The organism is Rhizobium sp. SEMIA 4085 (genome assembly GCF_013004495.1).
Classification (GTDB): Bacteria; Pseudomonadota; Alphaproteobacteria; order Rhizobiales; family Rhizobiaceae; genus Rhizobium; species Rhizobium gallicum.
Genome location: NZ_JABEPH010000058.1, coordinates 1 through 21906 on the forward strand (window position 1 = coordinate 1; position 21906 = coordinate 21906).

The following is a 21906-nucleotide window of genomic DNA, read 5'->3' on the forward strand; positions in this document are numbered from 1 at the left end:
CCACAGGCCGGCAGCATATGTCGTCGTGCCGTTGACTGCGTATTACTCGCCGGCAAATCTCTTCTGTTCGGTATTGATGACAAGATTGATACCTCCTTGGCGAAAGACTGTGACACTCTTGGTCTTGTGTCTCGAAACCTTTCGAAAACCGAGACTTGCAATCAACCTTTCGAGCTGCGGCGCTTCGTCCTCGTCGACCGTGAACTCGACGAAGGCAATACCTTCGACGGAGGCGCGCGGCGGCATCGCGGGGACAGGCAAGGAGCCTTCCGGGTCCTGCCGCTTTACCTGATCGCCGAGATAGATCAGAGATCGCCGGCCATCCACTGCGATTGCCGTGGGCGAGCCGCCGCGGAACTGATCGTTGAAAATCTCCAGCGACAGATACCCGTCGTATCCGGTTGCCGCCACGGCTTTCATGAAGTCCAGGAGCGGCAAGTCGCCCTCTCCGGGCATATTGCGGAAATGCCTGCTCCAGAAAAGCAGATCCATGTCGATCAGGGGCGCGTCGGCAAGCTGGATGATGAAGATCTTTTCTTTCGGGATCGAGCGGATCGAGTTGACATCGATCTTGCGCGACAGCGTATGGAAGCTGTCGAGGATAAGACCGATGTTGGGATGGTCGGCACGGCGAACGATCTCCCAGGCGTCGCGGTGATCGTGAATGTGCCGCCCCCAGGCCAGCGCCTCGTAACCTACCCTCAGCCCGCGCTTTGCCGCGCGCTCGCCAAGTTCATGAAAGTCGGCCGCGGCTCGCTCGAGACCGCCAAGCGATGCCGGCGACACATTGGAGCAGACGAGTACCAGATCCGTGCCCATTTCCTGCATGACGTCGAATTTGCGCTCGGCGCGATCGAATGTGCGGCTGCGAAGCGGCTCGGGCATGCCTTCGAAATCACGGAACGGCTGAAATAGTGTGATCTCCATCCCGAGATCACGCACCATTTTGCCGACCTGACGAGGGCTTTCGTCAAAGATGAGGAAGTCGTTTTCGAATATCTCGACGCCATCGAAACCAGCCTTGGCGATCGCTTCGAGCTTGTCCCGGAGATCGCCGCCCAACGATACGGTCGCTATAGACGTCTTCATCGGCCTGCTCCCTTGTGTGTCGAATGCATTATTCGGTCATGGCCTTGAAATGCGCGAGCATTCGAGCTGCATCCGGCGTTCGTCCTGTCAACAGACGAAAGGCGCCAACGGCTTGGAAGACCGCCATGCCTCCGCCATCGAGCGTCCGGCAGCCGCGATGTCTGGCTTGCCTCAGCAGCTCGGTCTCCAAGGGGAAGTAGACGATCTCGGCGACCCAGTGCCGATCCTCAAGCAGTTCCGGCGGCAAGGGGGTGCCCGGATACTTCGTCATTCCGGTCGGCGTTGCATGTATGAGGCCGGCTGCCTGGCCCATCTCGGATGCCAGATCCCTTCCGGCGATGATGGAAGCGGTGGGAAAGAGCCGCGCCATTGTTTCCGTCAAGGCGGCAGCACGTTGCGCTTCGCGATCGAAGACGGCCAACCTCTGCAAGCCAAGAAAGAGCATTGCATAAGCGGTCGCAACGCCTGCGCCGCCAGCACCGAGCTGGACGGCCGAAGAAAGATCGGCGTTTGGCAGCCCGCGACGGAAGCTTTCGGCAAAGCCCCACCAATCGGTATTGTGTCCATAGCGCCGCCCATCCTTGAAAAGGACGGTATTGACGGCTCCGAGAGCCCGCGCCTCGGATGACAGATCGTCCAGGAAAGAGATGACGATCTGTTTGCAGGGATGGGTGATGTTGAGGCCGGCAAGGCCCTGAGCTTCGGCCTCAGCCAGAAGTTTCGGCAGGTCGGCTGGCGAAGCGCCGATCCGGTTAAGGTCGATCAGTTCATACTCGTAGTTCAGACCCTGGGCGGCACCCTCCTTCATATGCATGGCGGGTGTCAGCGACGCCTGGATGCCGGCGCCGATCAGGCCGGCCTTTAGCGGTCTTATGATTGTTTCGGCCATCCGTCTTTTCCGTGGTTCCGATGAGAAAGGACCAGGCCCCCAGCAGCGGGCCTGGTCCTCTGATTATTTGCCGCGAACGGTGTCGAGTTCCTTCATGAGCTGGGCGACCGTTTCTGCGCCGATCTGAGGGCTGAACTTGTCGATCAACGGCTTGACGGCGTCGCGCAGCTTCTGCGTCTCTTCCGGGCTCAGTTCGCTGACTTCCATGCCGGTCTTCTTGATCTCTTCGATAGCCTTGACGTCCATCTCGCGCGAAACCTTGCGCTGATAGTCGCGTGCCTCGGTTGCGGCCGATTGGAAGAGAGCTTTTTCTTCATCGTTGAGCCCATCCCAAAACTTCTTGCTGATGAGCACGATCTGCGGATTGTACTGATGGCGGGTCACCGTCATGTACTTCTGCACTTCGAAGAACTTGGCATTGATGATGTTTGCAGCCGGATTTTCCTGGCCGTCGACAGTGCCGGTTTCGAGCGCCGTATAAAGCTCGGTGTATGGAAGCGGAACGGCGTTGGCGCCAAGGCTGTTGAAGAGCTCGATCGGGATCGGCGACTGGATCGTACGGATCTTAAGGCCCTTGATGTCCTCAAGCTTGGTGACCGCGTGGCGATTGTTTGTCAGGTTGCGGAAACCGAGCTCCCAATAGGCAAGACCAACGAGGCCGGTATCTGGCAGAAGCTTCATCAGGCCGGAGCCGAACGGTCCGTCCATCACCTTGTCTGCTTCCTCGCCGCTATTGAAGAGGAAGGGCAGATCGACGGCGCCGAACGGCTTGACGTTGCTTGCAAGGATGCCGGCATTGAGCACCGTCATTTCGATCACGCCGCCCTGCAGCGCCGAGACGGTCTGAACGTCGCCGCCAAGCACGCCGCCGGGAAAGAGTTTGACCTCGATCTTGCCGCCGCTCTTTTCCTTCAAGAGCTCGGCGAACTTCTCCATTCCCATGACCTGGGGATGGCCCTTGTTGTTCGCCGAGGCGAATTTCAGCTGGTGCTCGCCGATCTCGGCCATGGCCGGGCCAGTTGCCAGCAGTGCGATCGGCAACACCAATCCCCATGCCAGCTTCGTCAATATCTTCAGCATGTCTTCCTCCCAGGTTGTGGCCGGCATCTCCCTCCGGCCGCGTTGAAATTCGTTCGCCGTTGCCGGCGAAACTGCGATCAGTGTCCGAACCAGGAGACCGGAACGGTCACCAGTTGCGGAAACAGGACGAGCAGAAACAGAACGATCAGTTCGGCGATGAGAAAGGGCATGACGCCCTTCATCAACTCTTCCATCGAGAGCTTCGAGACGCCGCAGATAACATTGAGCACGGTGCCGACCGGCGGCGTGATCAGGCCAATCGCATTGTTGATGATGAAAAGCACGCCGAAATAGACCGGATCGATGCCTGCCTGCTTGATGATCGGCATCAGGACCGGCGTCATGATCAAGATGGTCGGCGTCATGTCCATGGCGGTTCCGACGACGACGATCAGCACCATGATGGCGAGCAAGAGAAGGGTCTGATTGTCCATGAGCGGTTCGATCAGGGCCGCGAGCTCGCCGGGCACGTCGGCAACTGTGATCAGCCAGGCGGAAACCGCTGCACAGGCAACCAGGAACATGACGACGGAGGTGATCTTGGCGGCCGCCACAAAGACATGAAACAGTCTCGCGGGGGGCAGTTCGCGATAAATGACCATCGAGACGAAGAGCGAATAAACAGCGGCAACGACGCCTGCTTCGGTTGGCGTGAAGACGCCGAATTTCAAGCCGACGATGATGATGACCGGCAGCATCAGGGCCCAGATGCTGTCGATGAAGGCTTTAAGACGCACCGCGCCACTCTGCTTCGGGGGAAGTGCGAACTGCTCCTTTCGAGAAACGATCAGCCAGGTCACACAGAGTGCGGCTGCGATCATAAGTCCCGGGAAAATTCCCGCCAGAAAAAGCTTGGTGATCGAAACGCCGCCGACCACGCCGAAGAGGATGAAACCGATCGACGGAGGAATAATCGGCCCGATAACGGAAGCTGAGGCGAGGAGGCCGCCGGTGCGCGCCGGGTCATGTCCGGACTTCTGCATCATCGGAAAAAGAAGCGCGCCCAAGGCCGCGGCATCGGCAACGGCCGAGCCGGAAAGACTCGAAAGGACACAGGCGGCGAAGATGGCGACAAAACCGAGGCCGCCTCGGACATGGCCCACCATCGCCATGGCAAGGTCGACAATGCGGCGAGAAAGTCCGCCGGTATTCATGACCTCGCCGGCAAGAAGAAAGAAAGGCACCGCCATCAGCGGAAAGCTGTCGGCGCCGTTCAGCACGTTCTGCGCCACGATCTGCGCATCGAACATGTCAAGATACATCATCAACGCAACGCCGCTGATGATCAGGGCAAAGGCGATGGGCACTCCAAGCGCCATGGGACCGAGAAGCGCTCCGAGGAAGATGGATACAGTCATTTCCCGCCCCTCAATGCTTTGTCACGAGCTTGGCAAGTGCCGGATCGTGATCCTCGAGCGCGACTTGTTCCTCACTGTCGCGGACAAGTTCGACCGTCGTGACATCGATGCGGCCCGTGGCGATCGCGAACGCGTCCCACAAGAGAATGAGAAATGCCGGGATCCCGAACGCCAGACCGGCGCCGTAGAAGAAGGCCATCGAAATCCCGGTTGCCGGCGCTGCCACATGGACGTTGATCAGGGTCTGCGTCCAGGCACCGCTGATCATAAGCCAGGTCGCCAGCAGCATCAGTGCATGCCCGGCGAGTGCAGCCATTCTGGCAGCCGTGGGTGGCAGGCGCCGGAGCACCGAATCGACACCGAGATGGCCATGCTCGCGCATTGCGACGACCGCGCCGAGAAATGTCAGCCAGACGAAGAACATCCGCGACAGCTCTTCGGATGACGTGATGCCCTGATTGAAGGCATAGCGAAGGACGACATTGCCGAAGACGAGCACAACCATGCCTGCCAGCAAGAGAGCGATCGTCGCCTTCAGCACGAGAAAATAGAAATCGATGATGCGGGTCATCCGCTCCTCCCAAAGCGTGGGCAACAGATCCAGGATCTTCCGACGTCCGTCAGCCGCGCGGGGACGTGCATCTGAGCGGTGACCTCGCGCCCCTCCTCCGGGGCAAGTTGCCTCGTCTTCAAAATGTACTAACTAGTTCGAATGTCAAGCGGTGATCTATTGAAACGGACGTGCAAGGTGAATATGACTTTGTCGTCGAGCGTGCATGAAATGGCAGCCTTCCAACGTTCAGGCTTCCGTTTTGACGATTGGAAACAGCGGTTTAGGGAATAGGGTCGTGAGAGAGATGGCGCAGCGGGCTGAAAACGGACGAAAGAACGATCCGCAGCGGACGCAGGCGGATATTCTCGTCGTCGCGACGAAGGAGTTCGCGACCCATGGCCTCGCCGGTGCGCGCGTCGATGCGATCGCGGAAAAGACCCGTACCTCGAAGCGAATGATCTATTACTATTTCGGCAGTAAGGAGGGTCTCTATCTCGCCGTGCTGGAGCAGTCCTACCGCAAGATCCGCTCGCTGGAAGCCGACCTTCAGCTTTCGAACCTTGAGCCGGAAGCAGCCCTGCGCACGCTCATCGCAACGACTTTCGATCACGACGAGGCCAACCCGGATTTTGTCCGGCTGGTGAGCATCGAGAACATTCATCACGCCACGCATATGCTGCGCTCGGATGCCATCCGCGACCTCAACGTCTCGGTCATAGAGACGATCGCTAAAATCCTGGAACGTGGTTTCGAACAGGGCGTATTTCATCGCAAGGCCGATCCGATCGATGTCCACATGATGATCAGCGCCTTCTGCTTCTTCCGGGTCTCGAACCGCTATACCTTCGGCACGATCTTCAGGCGGGATCTCTCGGAAAGCCAGACGATCGACCGGCACCGCGGAATGATCGCCGATGCCGTCGTAAGCTATCTCAAGTCCTGCCCGTCGCCGGATTGACGCCGGCCAGCTTTGCGGCGGCGATCAACCATATTGTGTAGCCGCCAACTGGAAGAATTCAGCGGCGAGCCGGCCTGGACGTCGCCGACGACGCGCGCTTGGCGCTCAACAAGGCCGATGGAGACGGGGCACTGTCTTTTCTATCCTGCCACTGGCGTCGACAGCAGCCATAAGCCGAAGACCGTATAAAAGACCATCCCTGCTGCGAGAGGAAGTTGGCTGCGGACGGCGCGTTTGGTTGTGCCGAAGTGCTCGATTGCGACCATGTGGGCGAGCATCATGCCGGCGATATGCCCCGCCACCACGATGACAGTCTGCACGGTCCAGAGGATCGAAACCCTTTCCAGATTGCTGAGAAAAGATGTCGTCGGGTGCAAATGCGCCGTCCCGAACAAATTCCATCCAAGCGAAAAGGGATCGGATATCGCCGCGGCAAAATACTGGCCATTGACAAGCAGAACCGTCAGGTAATGGGCAGCGTGAAAGGCGATCGCAATTGGAATGATGGAGACAACGAATAGCCCGGCAGAAGCCTTAAGTGTCATCCCGCGGGGCACAGCTACAGCGCGGTTTCCCAGATATACCGTGAGATAGAAGACGACGGCAAGCACGACAAATGCCGCCAGAAGCCCGAACGTATTGACCGTCATCATCGCGCTGCGGCCGGGGAATTCGAGCGGATTGACGCCAACAAATCCGAGCCATGTGAAGGTCTTCGAAAACCCGTCGAAGGAGACGGTGGCAAGCGTCAAAAGAACGAATAGCGTCGCGCTGACGGATAGCGGACGCCCGACGACAAAGCGCCGGCCAGGCCATGTGACCACGAGCCAACGGCGGCCTTGTCTTCGACGTCCCGAGAACGGAGCGACCGTGCCGACAAAGCGGAAGAAGACCGACAGCGCCTCTCCCCGCCGCATCCACTCGCCTTGCCCAAAAACGATCATCGCAACGAGATTGAAAAGCCAGTAGATCGCAGCCCCGATGGCCAATTCCGGCGGATTGTCAGGCGCGACGGAAACGAGTTCGTACCAAGCAATCAATAGGAACATCAACGATGCCGGGAGATAGCCTGCGGTCTTCGGCATAGTGACGAGCGCCGTCCGTGCGAGATGGCTGCCCGTCATGCTTCTCAGTGCCGCAAGTGGCCCCGTCCAGGGATTGAGCCACGGCCACAGATTGCCGAAAAGCGCCTGCAGAAGTGTGAACCCGACCCAGAAGACCGTCCAGACCATCAGTGGCAGTAGGTTTTCCAGCGGATCCGGCGTGGCGAAAAGGCCAGCGACAAAAAGGATCGCGAGCAGCGAGAAACTGAAGAGACTGGCGGCATTTCGGGGTACGCGAGGCAGCCGCGCGCAGCTCAGCTCAGCCCGCGTGAGCGTTTTGAACCAGGCCGCGGGCAGGATGGCGAGCGTCACGAAGGAGGCCGCGACCGCCAGCGCCCCGCCTGTTCGGTAATAAGCGGTCGGCAGCAGCATGACGAAACCGCGTTCGCTGCCGTGGGCAAAGGCGGGGCAAGCAATTGAGACGGCCAGGACCACACTACCGGCGGCAAGGGCCACCCCTTTTTGCAAAACCGGAAGGATCGCTGCAATGCCCCCGCGCGCGACGGATCCAGTGTACCAAGCAATGCTGATCGTCATCCCGCCCCCGAAGATTATCGTTTGCATACGAACACAAGTAAAAGGCGAATGTCCATGCCGAACCTCGAAAATGCGCATGCTGCAAGGCCTTCGGATCAGCCCCGCACGTCATCGACCTTAAGAGCGGTATCTGCCCTGGCGGCAATCTTTCGGTAGCGGGTGGCTTTGAGGTCGTCTTCACGCTCGAAGAGCTAGTGGCGCCATGAAAAAGCGTGGTTCTCGCCGTGGACCGGCAGCCTGCGAACCATTCGTCCTTTGCCAGCAACCACGACGGTGGCGCCTGCCGCATGGTCGCATCGCCCAACGGCGAGCAGGTGCCCTCACCGGATCATTGCCTCCTTGACTGCGCGACAGTTCACGCTGGCATGCCTGAGAGGAGCGAATCGTGATCCGCAAGGCTTGATCGGCAACCATTTCGCCCTCCTCCAGAACGACCGCGAAACACCGATCGATCATGGCGGTTCTCCTTGGTGAACGGCATCCCGCAAGGCCGTGTTGTCCGAGCTTGCGACTGATTTCAGGCTGCTCGACACCGCCTTTGCGGGCTTGCAAGCTCAGCGTCACGTTGCCGGCTAGCCGGAGTATTGGTCTGTGCGGCTCGGGCGACTACCAACTTGCAGCCATGGGCGAGGCGGGCGTAACGATCGTCGAGAGCCCGAAATCAGCGATGCGAACGGGCTGTTCAACCTCCATGCAGGAGCGCAGACGCGTGACCCTTGTCAATTACATTTTCTCGTGATTTGTTGGCAAACGAACGATCTGACACGGTATAAACAGACGGCAGACGTCCGCTTTGAGCACAGGGGAACCAACAATGTCCAACAGCATTATCAAGCCCCAAAAGGGCATCTCCAGACGTTCGGTCTTGCAGGCAATGGGTGCTACCGCAGGTGCAGGCCTGGCCCTGCAGGCGATGCCCGGCTTCGTTCGCTACAGTCAGGCGGGCACGTCAGAGCCGGTGAAGATCGGCCTCCAGCTCCACCGTACCGGCATTGGTGCCTCCTACGGGCGCTGGTATGAGCGCGTGACGGCGGCCGCCGTGAAGGTCATCAATGACGGCGGCGGCATCAACGGACGGCCGGTCGAGGTCATCATCGAGGATGACGGCACCGATCCCAAGCGCGGCGCCGAAGTCGTCGAGAAATTCGCGACGCAGCACAAGGTCGACGTGGCGTACGGCACGCTCTTTTCGCATGTGGTAATCGGCTCTGCGCCGCGCGCCGGCGAACTGAAGATGCCCTATGTCGTCGTCTCGGAGGGCCATCACGTAGCTTCCGGCAAGCTCAATCGCTATGTCTTCCAGCCGGGCATTACCGATGTACGTTCGCAGGTCATCGCAATGGCGCCCTGGATTTCCAAGAATCTCGGCAAGAAGGTCACAATGATCTTCCCTGACTTTGCCTTCGGCCACGATCACCGCGACTATTTTTCCGAGGCGATCAAGGCGCAGGGCGGCGAGGTCGCGGGGCTCATCGCCATCCCTCCGACCGAATCCTCCTTCACCCGCTATCTGCCGCAGATCTCCTCCTCCACCGAAGTGCTCTACCACGTCATGGTCGGCCCGGCGGTGCTCACCTTCGTCAAGGAGCTCGGTCAATTCTTTGGCTCCACCCGGCCGCAGATCTTCGGCTTCATCGACAGCCTTGAGGCGGTTGACCTTGCGACGCCGCAGCTCGAATTCCTGGAAGGCACCTATTTCTGGGAAGGCAATCCGCGCTACGCCCAGAAGGACCAGACAGAGGACGACAAGTTCCACCGCGAGATGGTCGGCGTGGACGCCAATGGCGCCAGCGCCTCGGATCCCAAGGACATCTCGACCTATTCCCACATGTTCGGCTGCTGGGAGTCGCTCTTTGCCATCAAGCAGGCGATGGAAGCCAGCGGCTATGAGGGCCAGACGCCCAAGGACAAGCAGGGCTTCATCGAGGCCATGGAGGCGATCCAGAAGTTCGATGAGGGCCGCGAACATCCGCAGGGCGACAAGATCTTCAACGGCAAGAACCACCAGTGCTACGGTCACCAGAACATTTCCAAGGTGACCGGCGGGCGCCTTGAACTCGTCCACAGGACGGCGATCGAGGACGGCCTCTACGAGGTCAGTGCCGACTACACGAAAATGTCCCTCTAGCCTGCAAAGGCTAAAGGGCCGCGGCTGTTTAAGAGCAATCCCGTCGCGGCCGATTGTGCTCGGGTCCGGCCCGAGCCGCAAGGCGACGGGAGGGCCAAACGTGCGGCGTTGCGCGGGGTGCTGGATTTGTGCATTCGCGAGCAAGGCGCTGGCATAACCCCTTGCAGAGGACATTGTCGTGGATCTTGGCCCTTTTTTGCTGCTGGCAACGCTCGAAGGCCTGCTACAGGCGGCGGTGCTGACCCTGACGGCTCTCGGCTTGAGCCTGGTTTTCGGCGTCATGCGGATCGTCAACGTCGCGCATGGCGAATTCTACATGCTGGGCGCCGTCATTGCCTGGTGGACCGCATCGCTCTTGTCGTCCAATCCGGCTGCGGGTTTCTTTCTGGCGCTGGTCATCAGCCCGCTTTTGGTGGGCGCAATCGCCTATGCCTGCGAGCGGCTGATCCTAAAGCGGCTGGAATATGATCCGGAAGCGACGATCGTGGCCACCATCGGCATGCTCTATGTCATCCAGCAGACGGTGCTGATCGCCTATGGCCCGGATGCGCGCCCGGTCGAGGCGCCCTTCTACTTCCGCGTCCAGTTCCCGTGGTTCGGCTATTCCGGCTACAATCTCTTTGTCATAGCCGCCGCGATCGCGCTGCTCGGCATCTGCTGGTACATCCTTACGAAAACGCGGCTTGGCCTCATCATGCGGGCGACCCAGTTCGATCGCGAAACGGCGCAGGCCTTCGGGATCCCGGTCGGCAAGGTCTACGGTTATGTCTTCGCCGCCGGCGCCATGCTCGCTGCGATCGCGGCGGTACTGATCGTGCCGATCCGGCAGGCGCATTACCTGATGGGACTCGATCCGCTGCTGCTTTCCTTCATCGTCGTCATCATCGGCGGCCTGGGGAGCCTGCGCGGCACGGTCATCGCCGCGCTGATCATCGGCCTCAGCGACGGCGTCATCTCCGTCTTCTTCTCGCCGACGCTCGCCAAGATGATCTCGACGCTGCTGGTCGCGCTTGTCCTGGTCTTCAAACCCGAGGGGCTTTTCGGAGCGAGGGCACGATGACGTCACCAAGCTTCACCAAGGCCGCCGGGCTTCATCTGCTCGTCATCATGTCGCTCTTCGTTCTGCAGTTCGTCCTGCCGGCTTACCACCACCTGGCGATCGCCCGCATAATGGTGCTCGCAGTCTTTGCCATGGGCTATAACCTGCTCTTCGGCTATGCGGGGCTGCTCAGCCTTGGTCATGCACTGTTCTTCGCCGCCGGGCTCTACGGTGCGGGGCTCACAGCCTATCATCTCGGATGGAGCGTACCGGCGGCATTTGTTGCCGGCACTGGCTCGGGCTTTCTCGCATCGCTGCTGGTCGGGCTGATCTCGCTGAGAACCAGCGGCGTCGCCTTCATGATCGTCACTATGATGTTCGCGCAGGTCGCATATCTCGCAAGCCTCTACTTTACCACCTATACCCGGGGCGACGAAGGTCTGGTGATGCCGGATGCAGCCCGCCGCTTCGAACTTTTCGGCGCAAGCTTCGACCTCACCGATCCCACCGTCCGTTACAATATCGCACTGGCGCTATTGACGCTGACGACCGTCGTCATCTTCGCCATTGTTCGCGGAACGACCGGCCGCACATTGATTGCGATCCGCGAAAACGAGCCGCGCACCCTAATGCTCGGCTACGACACGTTCCGGATCAAGCTGAAGGCGCTGGTGATCTCCGGCACGCTCTCTGCGATGGCAGGCTCGGCTTATGCACTACTGTTTGCCTATGTCGGCTCGTCCTTCGCCTCGATCCAATATTCGATCGACGCGCTGCTTTTCACTTTGCTCGGCGGCGCAGGCACCGTTCTCGGGCCGCTGCTCGGCACCGTCGCCATGTTCTACATGATCGATATCGCCAGCGAATACACCGCCGCCTATCTGCTAGTAACCGGTCTGGCGCTAATCGCACTGGTGCTGTTCTTCCCGAAGGGCATCGTCGGGACCATCCGCGAAAGGTGGGTATCATGGCTGCCTTGACGTTACTCAGCACCAAGGGCCTCAGTCGGAATTTCGGAGGGCTGAAAGCGGTCCATAATGTCGATTTCGAGCTGCAGGTCGGCGAGATCCGCGCGATCATCGGCCCGAACGGGGCCGGCAAGACGACCTTCGTATCGCTGCTCTCCGGCCGCATCGCCCCGAGCAAAGGAAGCGTCGAGTTCCTCGGCCGCGACATCACGCGCGAACCCGCCTTCAAGCGCGTACGCCAAGGTATCGCCTATACGTTTCAGATCACCAGCGTCTACTTCAAACTCAGTGCTTACGAAAACGTCGCGCTCTCTGCCCAGAGCGCACTCACCCGCGCGAAAGTGCCATTCGCCCGGCTGCACAGTGAACAGATTGCCGAGCGGGTCGATTTCGCGCTGCGGCGCGTCGGACTTCAGGATCGTGCAGCCGCCAGGGCCGGCGAACTTTCCTACGGCCATCAACGGCTTCTGGAGGTCGCGATGGGCCTTGCCCTCGAACCAAAACTGCTGATACTCGACGAGCCTACCCAAGGACTCTCTGACGGCGAGATCGAGAATTTCTGCGCCCTCGTCCGCGAGATCGCGGAAACTGCGACGATCCTCCTGATCGAGCACAACATGCCCGTCGTCATGCAGCTTGCCGATACGATCACCGTGCTCAACGCCGGCGAGATCCTCGCCAGCGGAACGCCGGAAGCCATCCGTGCCAATCCCGCCGTGCAGGCGGCCTATCTGGGATCCTGATCCATGCTGACTGTTACCGGCCTGAACGTCTATCACGGCACCAGCCAGACGCTGAAGGATTTCTCTCTAACGGTCGGTGCCGGCGAGGTGCTCTGCCTGCTCGGCCGCAACGGCGCCGGCAAGACCACCGCGCTGAAGGCGATCATGGGTCTCCTGCCGGCACGTTCCGGCAGCATCAAGCTTGCCGGTACGGAATTGAATGCCCTTCCCGCCCATGAAGTGCCAAGGCACGGCATAGGCTACGTGCCGCAGGGCCGGCGGCTCTTTTCGGAGCTTACCGTCCGGGACAATCTCGAGATCGGGCTGATGACGCGCAAGACCTCGCGCGATATTCTCGAGCAGGCACTGACCTTCTTTCCCCGCTTGCGCGAGCGACTCAACCAGGTCTCGGGAACGCTTTCCGGTGGCGAGCAGCAAATGCTCGCTACCGCACGCGCCCTGTGCATCGATCCGTCTGTGATCATGCTGGACGAGCCGACCGAGGGGTTGATGCCCTCAATGATCGCCGCCATCCGCGATGTGGTACTAAGACTGCGCGACCAGGGCAAGGCGATCCTGCTGGTCGAGCAGCGCGTCGATGCCGTGCTGTCGGTCGCCGATCGCGTGTCCTTCGTGGAGAACGGCCGGGTTCAGGCGACGGTTCCGGTTGACGAGCTTCGTGGTAACCCGCATCTGCTCGACAGATATGTCGGGATCGCCTGACCTCAGCAGATCTTGCGCAGCAGCTCCAGCAGCATCAGCCGCTCGCCCGCCGTCAGCGGGCTCAGCGTCTTTTCCGAAACCGAAAGCGCTGCCACGACATTGTGCGAGATCGCTTCGAGCCCGTCTTCGGTCAGCGACAGGACGAGCCGGCGCGCGTCGTTGCTGTCCGGCAGGGTGCTGACGAAGCCGCGCTTGACCAGCCTATCGACAACTCCCTTGATGGTCGCCGCGTCCATCGCCGTTTCCCGGCCAAGCCTGTTTTGCGAGCACGGCTGGATTTCCTTGAGCTTGGTCAGCGCCGCCCATTGCGTCGTCGTCAGCTTGTCGTTGATAAGGCTCGCGAAGATCGCCACGTGGCGTTGGTTCGCCTGACGGAGAAAAAACCCGATCTGTTCGTGCAGTACGTAGTCGCGCGGCGCCTCTGGTGCGACCGACGCTGCTTTTTTTTCTCTCTTCTCCGCCACGGCTCGGTCTTCTCGCATTTTCTCTTAAATTTTGCCTGTATACAAATGAACTGCGGGCAACATTCGATGCGATTGACCGTCTCGTCGGCACCTGATTTTCCGAGTTTAGCCGAATTGCCCGTTTGACTTTATGCGACAACGTGGTGCCAAAGGAAAGCCCCATCGGGAAATCCACTGTAACACTGGGCGTAAATCATTGTAGTAACGCCCATATTCATCCCGTCAAGCTTGGGCATCACTCCAAAAGCGCGCTTGACAGCGTAGGGATGTCATCCGATACTTATTCGTATACAAATAAAAAATTGGGAACAGAGATGCGCTATTACACTCCGCGGAGCTGCGAGGAGGCCGTCGCGATTCTCGCATCTGGCCAGCATGACGTGCTAGCGGGCGGCACCGACTATTACCCTGCCCTTCGCGACCGCCCGGCCACGCGCGATCTGATCGATATTTCCCGTATTGACGAGCTTCGTACAATCCGAAGGGAAGGCGATGGCTGGCGCCTCGGTGCGGTTACCACCTGGAGCGATGTGGCGCGCGCAAACCTTCCCCCACTCTTCCATGGTCTGCAGGCTGCTGCTCGCGAAGTGGGTGCGCTGCAGGTTCAGAACGCCGGTACGATCGCCGGCAACGTCTGCAACGCTTCACCGGCCGCCGATGGCGTACCGCCGCTTTTGACGCTCGACGCCGAGGTCGAAATTGCCTCATGCGAGGGGCGCCGCACCGTTCCATTGTCTGACTTCATAACGGGCGTTCGCAGGACTGTTATGCGCCCCGGCGAACTGGTAACTGCCATTCTCGTGCCGCACCGGAACGCCGCTTCCGCCTTCCTCAAGCTCGGTGCCCGCAGATATCTGGTGATCTCCATCGCCATGGTTGCCGTTCTGCTCGAAGCCGACGGGTCGGGCCGCGTCGCGCGGGCGAGAATCGCCGTCGGTGCATGCTCGCCGATCGCCCGCCGCATTAAGGCACTGGAGAGCGAGCTTGCGGGCCAGCCGCTGAACGGCGAGATCCTGGCGTCAGTCGTCGAACTACGTCACCTTTCCGTCCTTTCGCCGATCGACGACATCCGCGCCGATCGCGCCTATCGGCTCGAAGCAGCAACAGAGCTGCTCCGCCGCGCTTTGCGCGCAGCGCTTGCGACAGCCGGGGAGCTTGCGGCATGAACCAGATCGCTGAAGCTAGGATCGCGGCGAATGCCGTTGCAGTTAATTTCACCCTCGATGGCGAAGCCGTCGCTGCCCATGTCCATCCCGCGCGCCGGCTTTCCGAAACGCTGCGCGAGGAATTCGGCTGCAAGGACGTCAAGATCGGCTGCAACGCCGGCGACTGCGGCGCCTGCACCGTACTGCTCGACGGCGAGCCCGTCTGCTCATGCACCACAGCGTCGGCGCAGGCCAATGGCCGTGCGGTCGAGACGCTGCGTGGGCTTGTCGATACGGATGCGGTCGCAAAAGGTCTCGCCGAAGCCTTCCAGCGGCACGGCGCCGCCCAGTGCGGCATCTGCACGCCGGGCATAATCGTTACGGCAACCGCGCTGCTGCGCTCCTGTACGCAGCTGAACGAGACCGTTGTTCAGGATGCGCTCGGCGGCGTGCTGTGCCGCTGCACCGGTTACCGCAAGATCATCGACGCGATCCTGGATGCCGGCGGCGCGCTCGAAAGACCCGCAACGCTAACCGACGGCGGCGTCGGCGCGGCCATTGCCCGTATCGACGGGCTTGCAAAGGTCATGGGCCGGGAGGCCTTCGGCGATGATGTTGCACCCAACGATGCGTGGTCGCTTCGCGTCGTCCGCTCGCCTTATCCGCATGCGGCTTTCGCTTTCGGCGATCTGAAGGCCTGGCGCGACGCCAATCCCGGTGTTGAGCTGGTGCTGACGGCCAAGGACATTCCCGGCAAGAACTGCTTCGGCGTCATCCCGCCCTTTGCCGACCAGCCGGTCTTTGCCGAGAAAGTGGCGCGCTTCCGGGGCGAGGCCGTCGCGGCCGTTGTCGGTGAGGCGAACGCGATCGCCGCACTCGATCTGGAGTGTTTCCCGATCGGCTGGGAAGAGCGCAAGCCGGCAATGACTGTCGCAGAAGCACTTTTGCCGGAGGCAGCCGTCCTCCACGGGAACCGCGCGGGCAACGTGATGTGCAGCGGCTTCGTCAAGCGTGGGGATGTCGAAGCCGGCTTTACCGCCGCCGACATCGTCATTGAGGGCGATTTTTCAACCGCTTTCGTCGAACACGCCTATATCGAGCCGGAAGCCGGCTATGCTATCCGCATCGGCAATCGGTTGGAAATTTATGGCTGCACGCAGGCACCCTTCATGGACCGCGACAGCATGGCCGAGATCATGGGACTGTCGCCGGAGGCTGTGCGCGTGGTGCCTTCAGCCTGCGGCGGTGGCTTCGGCTCCAAGCTCGATCTTTCCATACAGCCCTATATCGGTCTTGCCGCCTGGCTCACCAACCGGCCGGTGCGCATGGCCTATTCCCGCACCGAATCCATGCAATCCACCACAAAGCGCCACCCCAGCGAGATCACAATCCGCATCGGTGCGACGCGAGACGGAAAGATCACTGCGCTTGAGTTCAACGGCGATTTCAACACCGGCGCCTATGCCTCCTGGGGGCCAACGGTCGCCAACCGCGTGCCGGTGCACGCCTCCGGCCCCTACTTGATCGAGAACTATCGCGCGCGGAGCAGGGCGATCCACACCCACTGTCCGCCATCCGGCGCGTTCCGCGGATTCGGCGTGCCGCAGGCGGCAATGGCACAGGAGTCCCTGCTCGACGAACTGGCGCTGAAACTTGGCATGGACCGCCTGGAACTGCGCCTTCTTAACGCGCTCGACAACGGCCAGCCGACGGTAACGGGCCAGATCTTCGACAAGGGCGTGGGCATCGGCGCCTGTCTGGAGGCCCTGCAACCCGCCTGGGATCGCGCCGGCCCGGAAGCAAAGGATCGCAACGCCGAAGCCGAACGTTCTGGCAGCCCGCTGCGCTGGGGCATCGGCATCGCGTCCGGCTGGTACGGCTGCGGCAACACCTCGCTGCCCAATCCCTCGATCATCAAAGCCGGCATTCGCGCCGATGGCACCATCGTCCTGCACCAGGGCGCAACCGATATCGGCCAGGGTTCGAACACCGTTATCGCCCAGATTTTCGCGACCGCGCTGGGTGTGCCTGTCTCTGCCTGCATGCTCGTCGGTCCAGATACCTACCTGACGCCCGATGCCGGCCCGCCCTCCGACTCCCGACAGACCTATGTTTCTGGCAATGCCGCTAGGCTTTGTGGCGAAGCGCTGAGAACACAGATCCTAAGGCTCGGCAATGTCTCGGGCGATGCCGAGATTAAGATCGACAACGGCGTCATCCGCCTCGCCGACGGCGAGGTGCGCCGGACGGTTCATCTTGGCGAAGCTCTGCCTGCCGACGCGGACGGCTACGTCCTCGTGGCCGAGGAAAGCTACGACCCGCCGACAAGACCGCTCGACGAGAACGGCCAGGGCCATCCCTACGCGGTCTTCGGCTATGCCGCGCAACTGGTCGAACTCAGTGTCGACATGGCGCTCGGCACGGTTAAGCTGCGGAAGTTCACCGCCGCCCATGACGTCGGCAGGGCGATCAACCCGCTGCTGATCGAGGGACAGATCCAGGGCGGCATCGCTCAGGGTGTGGGTTTTGCGCTGATGGAGGAATTCGTTCCGGGACGCACCGAGAACCTGCACGATTACCTCATCCCGACCTTCGGCGACATTCCGCCCGTCGAGACCCTGATCGTCGAGGTCGAGGACGGCCATGGACCGTACGGCGCCAAGGGGCTCGGGGAGCATGTACTGATCCCGACTGCGCCGGCGATCCTCAACGCAATTCGCGATGCTGCGGGCGTGCGCATCCACCACCTGCCAGCGACGCCGGCGAAGGTGATGGCGGCGATCCGCGCCGCAGTGAAGAACTGACGGGAAATCCCAATGGTCAAACAAGCGAGCGAAAGCACAATAGATGGCAAGATCCGCTGCGATGCCTGCCCGGTGATGTGTTACATTTCAGAGGGCAGATCCGGCGCCTGCGATCGCTACGCCAATGTCGGCGGCGACCTCATTCGCGTCGATCCCCTAACGATCATCGAGAACCGGAAGGACAATGGCGGCCAGCTCGTTTCCTTCCTGCCGGGCGCCGAAGACAAGGACTGGGACGGCGATCTTGTTCAGGCGAAGCGCTCCTTCGTCACCGCCGTCGGCGCCGGCACCACCTACCCGGACTATAAGCCTGCCCCCTTCATCGTCTCGCAGCGAGAAGGCGGCGTCGACATGGTGACGGTCGTCACCGAAGGCATCTTCAGCTACTGCGGCGCCAAGGTGAAAATCGATACCGACCGCTATCTCGGCCCTGAGACCTCTGCCGTGCGCGTTGAAGGCGAGCCGGTTGGCCATGTCACGACCGGCGAATACGGCTCACAGATGCTCTCGCTCGGCGGCGTCCATCACCTGACCGGCGGGACCAAGAAGGAGGGCCGCCTCACGTGCGACGCACTTTTGCGACTCTGCAACGGTGAGGCCGTGGCGATGACGATCGACGGCGGCGCGGGGATCGTCGTCAAGGCGGGTACGGCACCGGTCATCAACGGCGTCGAGGAACAGCGAATGCGCGTCGGCTGCGGCTCGGCGACGATCGGCATGTTTGCCAAGCAATGGGCGCGGCATGTGGACGAGGTTGTCGTGGTCGACGACCACATCACCGGCGTTCTTTCCGAACACCAGGCTGGCCGCGTGCTCGACATCCCAGCGACCGGCATCAGGATCAAGGGCCGCCGTTCAACCCCGGGTCGCTATTTCCAGGTGGCAGAGCCCGGCACCGGCTGGGGCGGCACCAACATTTCCGATCCGCTCTCGATTCTCGGCGCGTTCGATCCCAAGACCGCCTATCCCGGCCTGCGCCTCCTGATGGTCTCCACCACGGGTGAGCAATATGGGTACTACATTCTCGACGAAAACCTCGTGCCCGCTCTCCAGACGAGCCTGCCCGAAGATATCCGCTTATCGGTCGAGCAAATCGCCGAAAATTGCGAGCCGGCCGTCTGCTCGGTGCTTTTCATGGGTGGCGCCGGAGGCAGCTTGCGCGCAGGGGTCACGCGCAATCCGGTGCAACTCACCCGCTCGGTCAAGGACGCACTGACCTACGTGTCGTGCGGTGGCGCGCCGGCCTATGTCTGGCCCGGCGGCGGCATTACCGTGATGGCAGACGTGACGCAGATGCCGGCCAATTCCTTCGGCTACGTGCCGACCCCCGCACTCGTCGCGCCAATCGAATTCACTATGCGGCTTGACGACTACCGTGCGCTCGGCGGCCATATGGAAGCGGTGGTACCGATCGAGGAGGCGCTGAAGGTGGCGGAACGCAAGGTCGCTCAGCGCCAGGACGCACCCTGGCCAACCGAAAGCCAAAATTTCAAGTGGCAGGCATGACACGGACAGTAACGGAGTGACGACCTTGGGTCCTCAGGCGAGATACTTGCCGGATCAGGACGGATCAGGTGGCAGGCTGCACCTGCAGCACGGCCCGATCGACCTCGTCATCGGCGCCGATGACGGCGCTCGCCTGCGTTGCAACGCGGCAGATATGCGCGCCCGTGCCTTCGAGGTCGCAACTGCGAGGTTCGAAACGGTGCTTGAGGAGCTGACGTCGGAGCTGCCGCTGCTTCGCACCGAAGCGGATCCGGACATGTCCGATCCCGGCGGAAGCGTCGCCAGACGGATGGTCGCGGCAGTGAAGCCGCTTTCGCGATACCGTTTCATAACACCGATGGCCGCCGTTGCCGGCGCCGTCGCGGAGGAAATTCTAGACTCAATGGTTGCCGCTTTTTCACCAGTCGAAAGACCGGCCCGGATCTACGTCAACAATGGCGGCGACATCGCTGTCCATCTCCACGGTGACGCCTCCTTCCGTGTCCGCATCGCCCGGCTAGACAATGTTTCACTTGGCCATTTCGAGCTGAAGGGCGCCTGCCAGAGCCGCGGTATCGCCACCAGCGGCAGGGGGGGCCGCAGCCTCTCGCTCGGCATTGCCGAATCCGTTACCGTCATTGCCCGCACCGCAGCCGAGGCGGATGCCGCCGCGACGCTCATCGCCAATGCCGTCGATCTTCCCGGCCATCCTGCAATCGAACGCGTCCGCGCCGTCGATGTCCGCGACGACAGCGATCTCGGAACAAGGCTCGTCGTGCGCAATTGCGGCAGGCTGGCATCCGACGAGGTCGAGGAAGCTCTGTCACGCGGCGGCGCGGAAGCTGAGCGCTTCATAGCGCTCGGTTTCATCGAAAGAGCCGCGCTTTTTCTTCAGGATCAGGGGCGCCTGGCAATGGCGTGCGATCAGGACTCCACCGGAAACACAATCATCGCAACGGAGCACGTCAGCCATGGCCGAACCAAAGATCAGGAAAATCCTTACGGCGGTGGAGGAAATCCGCCATGAAGGCGGCACGCCACCTGCAAAGCCGCTGAAGCGCGGCGCCGTGCTTGCCGTTATCGAAAATCCGTTCGCGGGCGCCTATCATGAGGATATTCAGGGCTTCATGAAGGATCTGGAGCCTCTCGGCCTCGACATGGCGAGGCGGCTGATAGAAGCGCTCGGCGGCAACGCGGGCGCGATCGAGGGCTATGGCAAGGGCGCGATTGTCGGTCAGGCCGGCGAAGTGGAACATGGCGCCCTATGGCATGTGCCGGGCGGCTATGCCATGCGCGAGGCATTGGGTAACGCCAAGGCGATCGTTCCCTCGACGAAGAAAGTCGGCGCCGCCGGCACGCGGCTAGACGTTCCCGTAACCCATATCGATGCGTCCTATGTCCGCAGCCATTTCGACGCCATGGAGGTCGGCCTTGCCGACGCACCGCGCGCTAACGAGATGGTACTGGCGCTGGTAATGACCACCGGCGCGCGCATTCACGCCCGCGTCGGCGGACTAAAAGCAGAAGACATCAAGGGAGAGGATGGACTGAGATGAAAGCCGAAATCCGTAAGCTCGCCGTTTTTCTCGAGGAAACCCATTCTGAAATGGGCCGGACGGTTTCGCCGCCGACCCGCAAGGCGGCCGCAATTGCGGTTATCCGCAACCCCTTTGCCGGACGCTATGTCGAGGACCTGACGCCGCTGATCGATATCGGCGCCGAACTCGGCGGCCTGCTGGGAGAGAAATGTGTGGTGGCACTGGGCATTGAGCCCTCCAAGGCCGAGAGCTACGGCAAGGCAGCCATGGTCGGCGAGAACGGTGAGCTGGAACATGCCGCCGCCCTACTGCATCCCGCCATGGGCAAGCCGCTTCGCGCCGCCGTCGAGAAAGGCGCGGCCCTGGTCCCGTCGTCGAAGAAGCGTGGCGGGCCTGGCCAGACACTCGACATACCCCTCGGCCACAAGGATGCAGCCTTCGTCCGCTCACACTTCGACGGCATGGAGGTAAGCCTTAACGATTCCCCGCGCGCCGACGAGATCATGGTCGCCGTCGCCGTCACGGACAGCGGCCGGCCTTTTGCCCGCGTCGGCGGCCTGAAGGTGGACGAGATCGAAGGCAAGGACGGACTGCGCTAGATCACGGTGATTTTGATCCATTCCGCCCAAAAATCATAAATGTGAACGATCTAGAAGGTTAAGGTGTGGTGCCTGCGAAAACCCGCCCACGCCTTTTCTCACTCGGGGCCCCGACAGGAAAGACGGTGCGAAGCGTGGTCTGATCGTGACGTGTGGAGAAGCTGGTATGGGAGAGCATCCCGGTTAAGGCGCCGAATGTAGACAAGATGGGATTGCCTAGCAACGCGACAATATCAATCAAGTTACCTGCTTTCATGAACCACTCGGCACGTCAAAGCGCTGCGGCGATCTGAGTGAAGACCGGCGCTGCGTCAGCCATACTGGGCATACCGGCCGAAGACGATCTCCGGCACCGCCGTGGCCGGCGGCGTGTTGCGGCTTCGCTGTGTCCGGATTACGCCGTCGATGACTGTCATGCCGATCCCGGGCAGGTTGCCGAGCTTCACGGACTCGAGGAGGGTCGCGCCTGGCGCATGCTGGGCCCGGTCCATGATGACGAAGTCGGCCGTCCTGCCGGGCTCGATGATGCCGCAGTCGAGATTGCGCTGGCGGGCCGTATTGCCGGTGGCGAAACAGAAGGCCACCTCCGCCGGCGTGTCGGAAAGACTTGCGACCAACGACACCATGCGCAGGATGCCGAGCGGCTGCACGCCGGCACCCGCCGCGCCCTCGGTGCCGCGACTGACCTGACCGAGCTTCAGCAGTTCACCCGCCGGGTCTACCG

General features: G+C 61.4%; 18 protein-coding genes and 2 pseudogenes. 12 read left to right on the top strand and 8 right to left on the bottom strand.

Features of this window, described 5'->3' with window-relative positions:
* Positions 1-45: 45 nt before the first annotated feature.
* The 5 genes and pseudogenes from C9413_RS08645 to C9413_RS08665 form a co-directional block, all read right to left on the bottom strand.
* A pseudogene (locus C9413_RS08645) lies at positions 46-1089 on the bottom strand (TIM barrel protein); the annotation flags it as partial.
* Positions 1090-1117: 28 nt separating this feature from the next.
* Entirely contained in the window at positions 1118-1978 is an 861-nt protein-coding gene (locus C9413_RS08650) for a shikimate dehydrogenase (protein ID WP_040116265.1), read from the bottom strand.
* 63 nt (positions 1979-2041) lie between these two features.
* Positions 2042-3058, bottom strand: coding sequence for a TRAP transporter substrate-binding protein (locus tag C9413_RS08655; RefSeq protein WP_040116725.1), 1017 nt, complete (start codon positions 3056-3058; stop codon positions 2042-2044).
* Between the two features lie 77 nt (positions 3059-3135).
* On the bottom strand, positions 3136-4416 hold the full coding sequence (locus C9413_RS08660; protein WP_040116266.1) for a TRAP transporter large permease subunit: 1281 nt from the start codon (positions 4414-4416) through the stop codon (positions 3136-3138).
* A gap of 10 nt (positions 4417-4426) precedes the next feature.
* A complete protein-coding gene (locus tag C9413_RS08665) occupies positions 4427-4987 on the bottom strand; it encodes a TRAP transporter small permease (RefSeq protein WP_040116267.1) in 561 nt (186 codons plus the stop codon).
* A 286-nt stretch (positions 4988-5273) separates the two neighbouring features.
* On the opposite strand from C9413_RS08665, the gene C9413_RS08670 reads away from it, so the two are divergent.
* Positions 5274-5927 carry a TetR family transcriptional regulator gene (locus C9413_RS08670; RefSeq protein WP_040116268.1) on the top strand — a complete coding sequence of 218 codons (654 nt, stop codon included), beginning with the start codon at positions 5274-5276 and terminating at the stop codon, positions 5925-5927.
* A 140-nt stretch (positions 5928-6067) separates the two neighbouring features.
* Here C9413_RS08670 and C9413_RS08675 read toward each other — a convergent pair whose 3' ends face one another.
* A complete protein-coding gene (locus C9413_RS08675) occupies positions 6068-7567 on the bottom strand; it encodes a hypothetical protein (protein WP_052451890.1) in 1500 nt (499 codons plus the stop codon).
* A gap of 814 nt (positions 7568-8381) precedes the next feature.
* Here C9413_RS08675 and C9413_RS08680 point away from each other — a divergent pair.
* The 5 genes from C9413_RS08680 (at position 8382) to C9413_RS08700 (ending at position 13147) form a co-directional block, all read left to right on the top strand.
* Complete coding sequence (locus tag C9413_RS08680) at positions 8382-9695, top strand: ABC transporter substrate-binding protein (RefSeq protein WP_170250367.1); 1314 nt, start codon at positions 8382-8384, stop codon at positions 9693-9695.
* Between the two features lie 178 nt (positions 9696-9873).
* Entirely contained in the window at positions 9874-10755 is an 882-nt protein-coding gene (locus C9413_RS08685) for a branched-chain amino acid ABC transporter permease (protein ID WP_040116270.1), read from the top strand.
* Positions 10752-11714, top strand: coding sequence for a branched-chain amino acid ABC transporter permease (locus C9413_RS08690; protein ID WP_040116271.1), 963 nt, complete (start codon positions 10752-10754; stop codon positions 11712-11714). The genes C9413_RS08685 and C9413_RS08690 overlap by 4 nt, the downstream gene beginning before the upstream one ends.
* Complete coding sequence (locus C9413_RS08695; protein WP_040116272.1) at positions 11702-12445, top strand: ABC transporter ATP-binding protein; 744 nt, start codon at positions 11702-11704, stop codon at positions 12443-12445. Before C9413_RS08690 ends, C9413_RS08695 begins: the two co-directional genes overlap by 13 nt.
* Before the next feature lie 3 nt (positions 12446-12448).
* The gene (locus tag C9413_RS08700) at positions 12449-13147 is read left to right on the top strand and encodes an ABC transporter ATP-binding protein (RefSeq protein WP_040116273.1); all 699 of its coding nucleotides are present in this window, start codon (positions 12449-12451) and stop codon (positions 13145-13147) included.
* Between the two features lie 2 nt (positions 13148-13149).
* On the opposite strand, the gene C9413_RS08705 is transcribed toward C9413_RS08700, so the two are convergent.
* On the bottom strand, positions 13150-13611 hold the full coding sequence (locus tag C9413_RS08705) for a MarR family transcriptional regulator (protein WP_223844104.1): 462 nt from the start codon (positions 13609-13611) through the stop codon (positions 13150-13152).
* A gap of 314 nt (positions 13612-13925) precedes the next feature.
* Between C9413_RS08705 and C9413_RS08710 the strand changes: the two genes are divergently transcribed.
* Genes C9413_RS08710 through C9413_RS08735 form a run of 6 tightly spaced genes read left to right on the top strand, consistent with a single transcriptional unit; the run spans position 13926 to position 21182 of the window.
* Positions 13926-14777 (top strand): FAD binding domain-containing protein, encoded by an 852-nt coding sequence (locus C9413_RS08710; protein ID WP_040116275.1) that lies wholly within the window; start codon positions 13926-13928, stop codon positions 14775-14777.
* Positions 14774-17560 (top strand): molybdopterin cofactor-binding domain-containing protein, encoded by a 2787-nt coding sequence (locus C9413_RS08715; protein ID WP_170250368.1) that lies wholly within the window; start codon positions 14774-14776, stop codon positions 17558-17560. Before C9413_RS08710 ends, C9413_RS08715 begins: the two co-directional genes overlap by 4 nt.
* 12 nt (positions 17561-17572) lie before the next feature.
* Entirely contained in the window at positions 17573-19066 is a 1494-nt protein-coding gene (locus C9413_RS08720) for a 6-hydroxynicotinate reductase (RefSeq protein ID WP_040116276.1), read from the top strand.
* A gap of 46 nt (positions 19067-19112) precedes the next feature.
* Complete coding sequence (locus C9413_RS08725; RefSeq protein WP_063856031.1) at positions 19113-20072, top strand: UPF0280 family protein; 960 nt, start codon at positions 19113-19115, stop codon at positions 20070-20072.
* On the top strand, positions 20017-20601 hold the full coding sequence (locus tag C9413_RS08730) for an amino acid synthesis family protein (RefSeq protein WP_040116277.1): 585 nt from the start codon (positions 20017-20019) through the stop codon (positions 20599-20601). The genes C9413_RS08725 and C9413_RS08730 overlap by 56 nt, the downstream gene beginning before the upstream one ends.
* Positions 20598-21182 (top strand): amino acid synthesis family protein, encoded by a 585-nt coding sequence (locus tag C9413_RS08735; RefSeq protein ID WP_040116278.1) that lies wholly within the window; start codon positions 20598-20600, stop codon positions 21180-21182. The genes C9413_RS08730 and C9413_RS08735 overlap by 4 nt, the downstream gene beginning before the upstream one ends.
* Before the next feature lie 311 nt (positions 21183-21493).
* Here the strand turns inward: C9413_RS08735 and C9413_RS08740 are convergent.
* Positions 21494-21906 (bottom strand): annotated as a pseudogene (locus tag C9413_RS08740) (Enamidase); the annotation flags it as partial.

What these genes read in the sequence shown, in the direction of transcription:
- C9413_RS08710 (WP_040116275.1), top strand. Translation starts at nt 13,926, where the DNA reads ATGCGCTATTACACTCCGCGGAGCTGCGAGGAGGCCGTCGCGATTCTC.
- C9413_RS08690 (WP_040116271.1), top strand. Translation starts at nt 10,752, where the DNA reads ATGACGTCACCAAGCTTCACCAAGGCCGCCGGGCTTCATCTGCTCGTC.
- C9413_RS08730 (WP_040116277.1), top strand. Translation starts at nt 20,017, where the DNA reads ATGGCCGAACCAAAGATCAGGAAAATCCTTACGGCGGTGGAGGAAATC.
- C9413_RS08675 (WP_052451890.1), bottom strand. Translation starts at nt 7,567, where the DNA reads ATGACGATCAGCATTGCTTGGTACACTGGATCCGTCGCGCGCGGGGGC.
- C9413_RS08665 (WP_040116267.1), bottom strand. Translation starts at nt 4,987, where the DNA reads ATGACCCGCATCATCGATTTCTATTTTCTCGTGCTGAAGGCGACGATC.
- C9413_RS08735 (WP_040116278.1), top strand. Translation starts at nt 20,598, where the DNA reads ATGAAAGCCGAAATCCGTAAGCTCGCCGTTTTTCTCGAGGAAACCCAT.
- C9413_RS08650 (WP_040116265.1), bottom strand. Translation starts at nt 1,978, where the DNA reads ATGGCCGAAACAATCATAAGACCGCTAAAGGCCGGCCTGATCGGCGCC.
- C9413_RS08715 (WP_170250368.1), top strand. Translation starts at nt 14,774, where the DNA reads ATGAACCAGATCGCTGAAGCTAGGATCGCGGCGAATGCCGTTGCAGTT.
- C9413_RS08695 (WP_040116272.1), top strand. Translation starts at nt 11,702, where the DNA reads ATGGCTGCCTTGACGTTACTCAGCACCAAGGGCCTCAGTCGGAATTTC.
- C9413_RS08680 (WP_170250367.1), top strand. Translation starts at nt 8,382, where the DNA reads ATGTCCAACAGCATTATCAAGCCCCAAAAGGGCATCTCCAGACGTTCG.
- C9413_RS08660 (WP_040116266.1), bottom strand. Translation starts at nt 4,416, where the DNA reads ATGACTGTATCCATCTTCCTCGGAGCGCTTCTCGGTCCCATGGCGCTT.
- C9413_RS08655 (WP_040116725.1), bottom strand. Translation starts at nt 3,058, where the DNA reads ATGCTGAAGATATTGACGAAGCTGGCATGGGGATTGGTGTTGCCGATC.
- C9413_RS08700 (WP_040116273.1), top strand. Translation starts at nt 12,449, where the DNA reads ATGCTGACTGTTACCGGCCTGAACGTCTATCACGGCACCAGCCAGACG.
- C9413_RS08720 (WP_040116276.1), top strand. Translation starts at nt 17,573, where the DNA reads ATGGTCAAACAAGCGAGCGAAAGCACAATAGATGGCAAGATCCGCTGC.
- C9413_RS08670 (WP_040116268.1), top strand. Translation starts at nt 5,274, where the DNA reads ATGGCGCAGCGGGCTGAAAACGGACGAAAGAACGATCCGCAGCGGACG.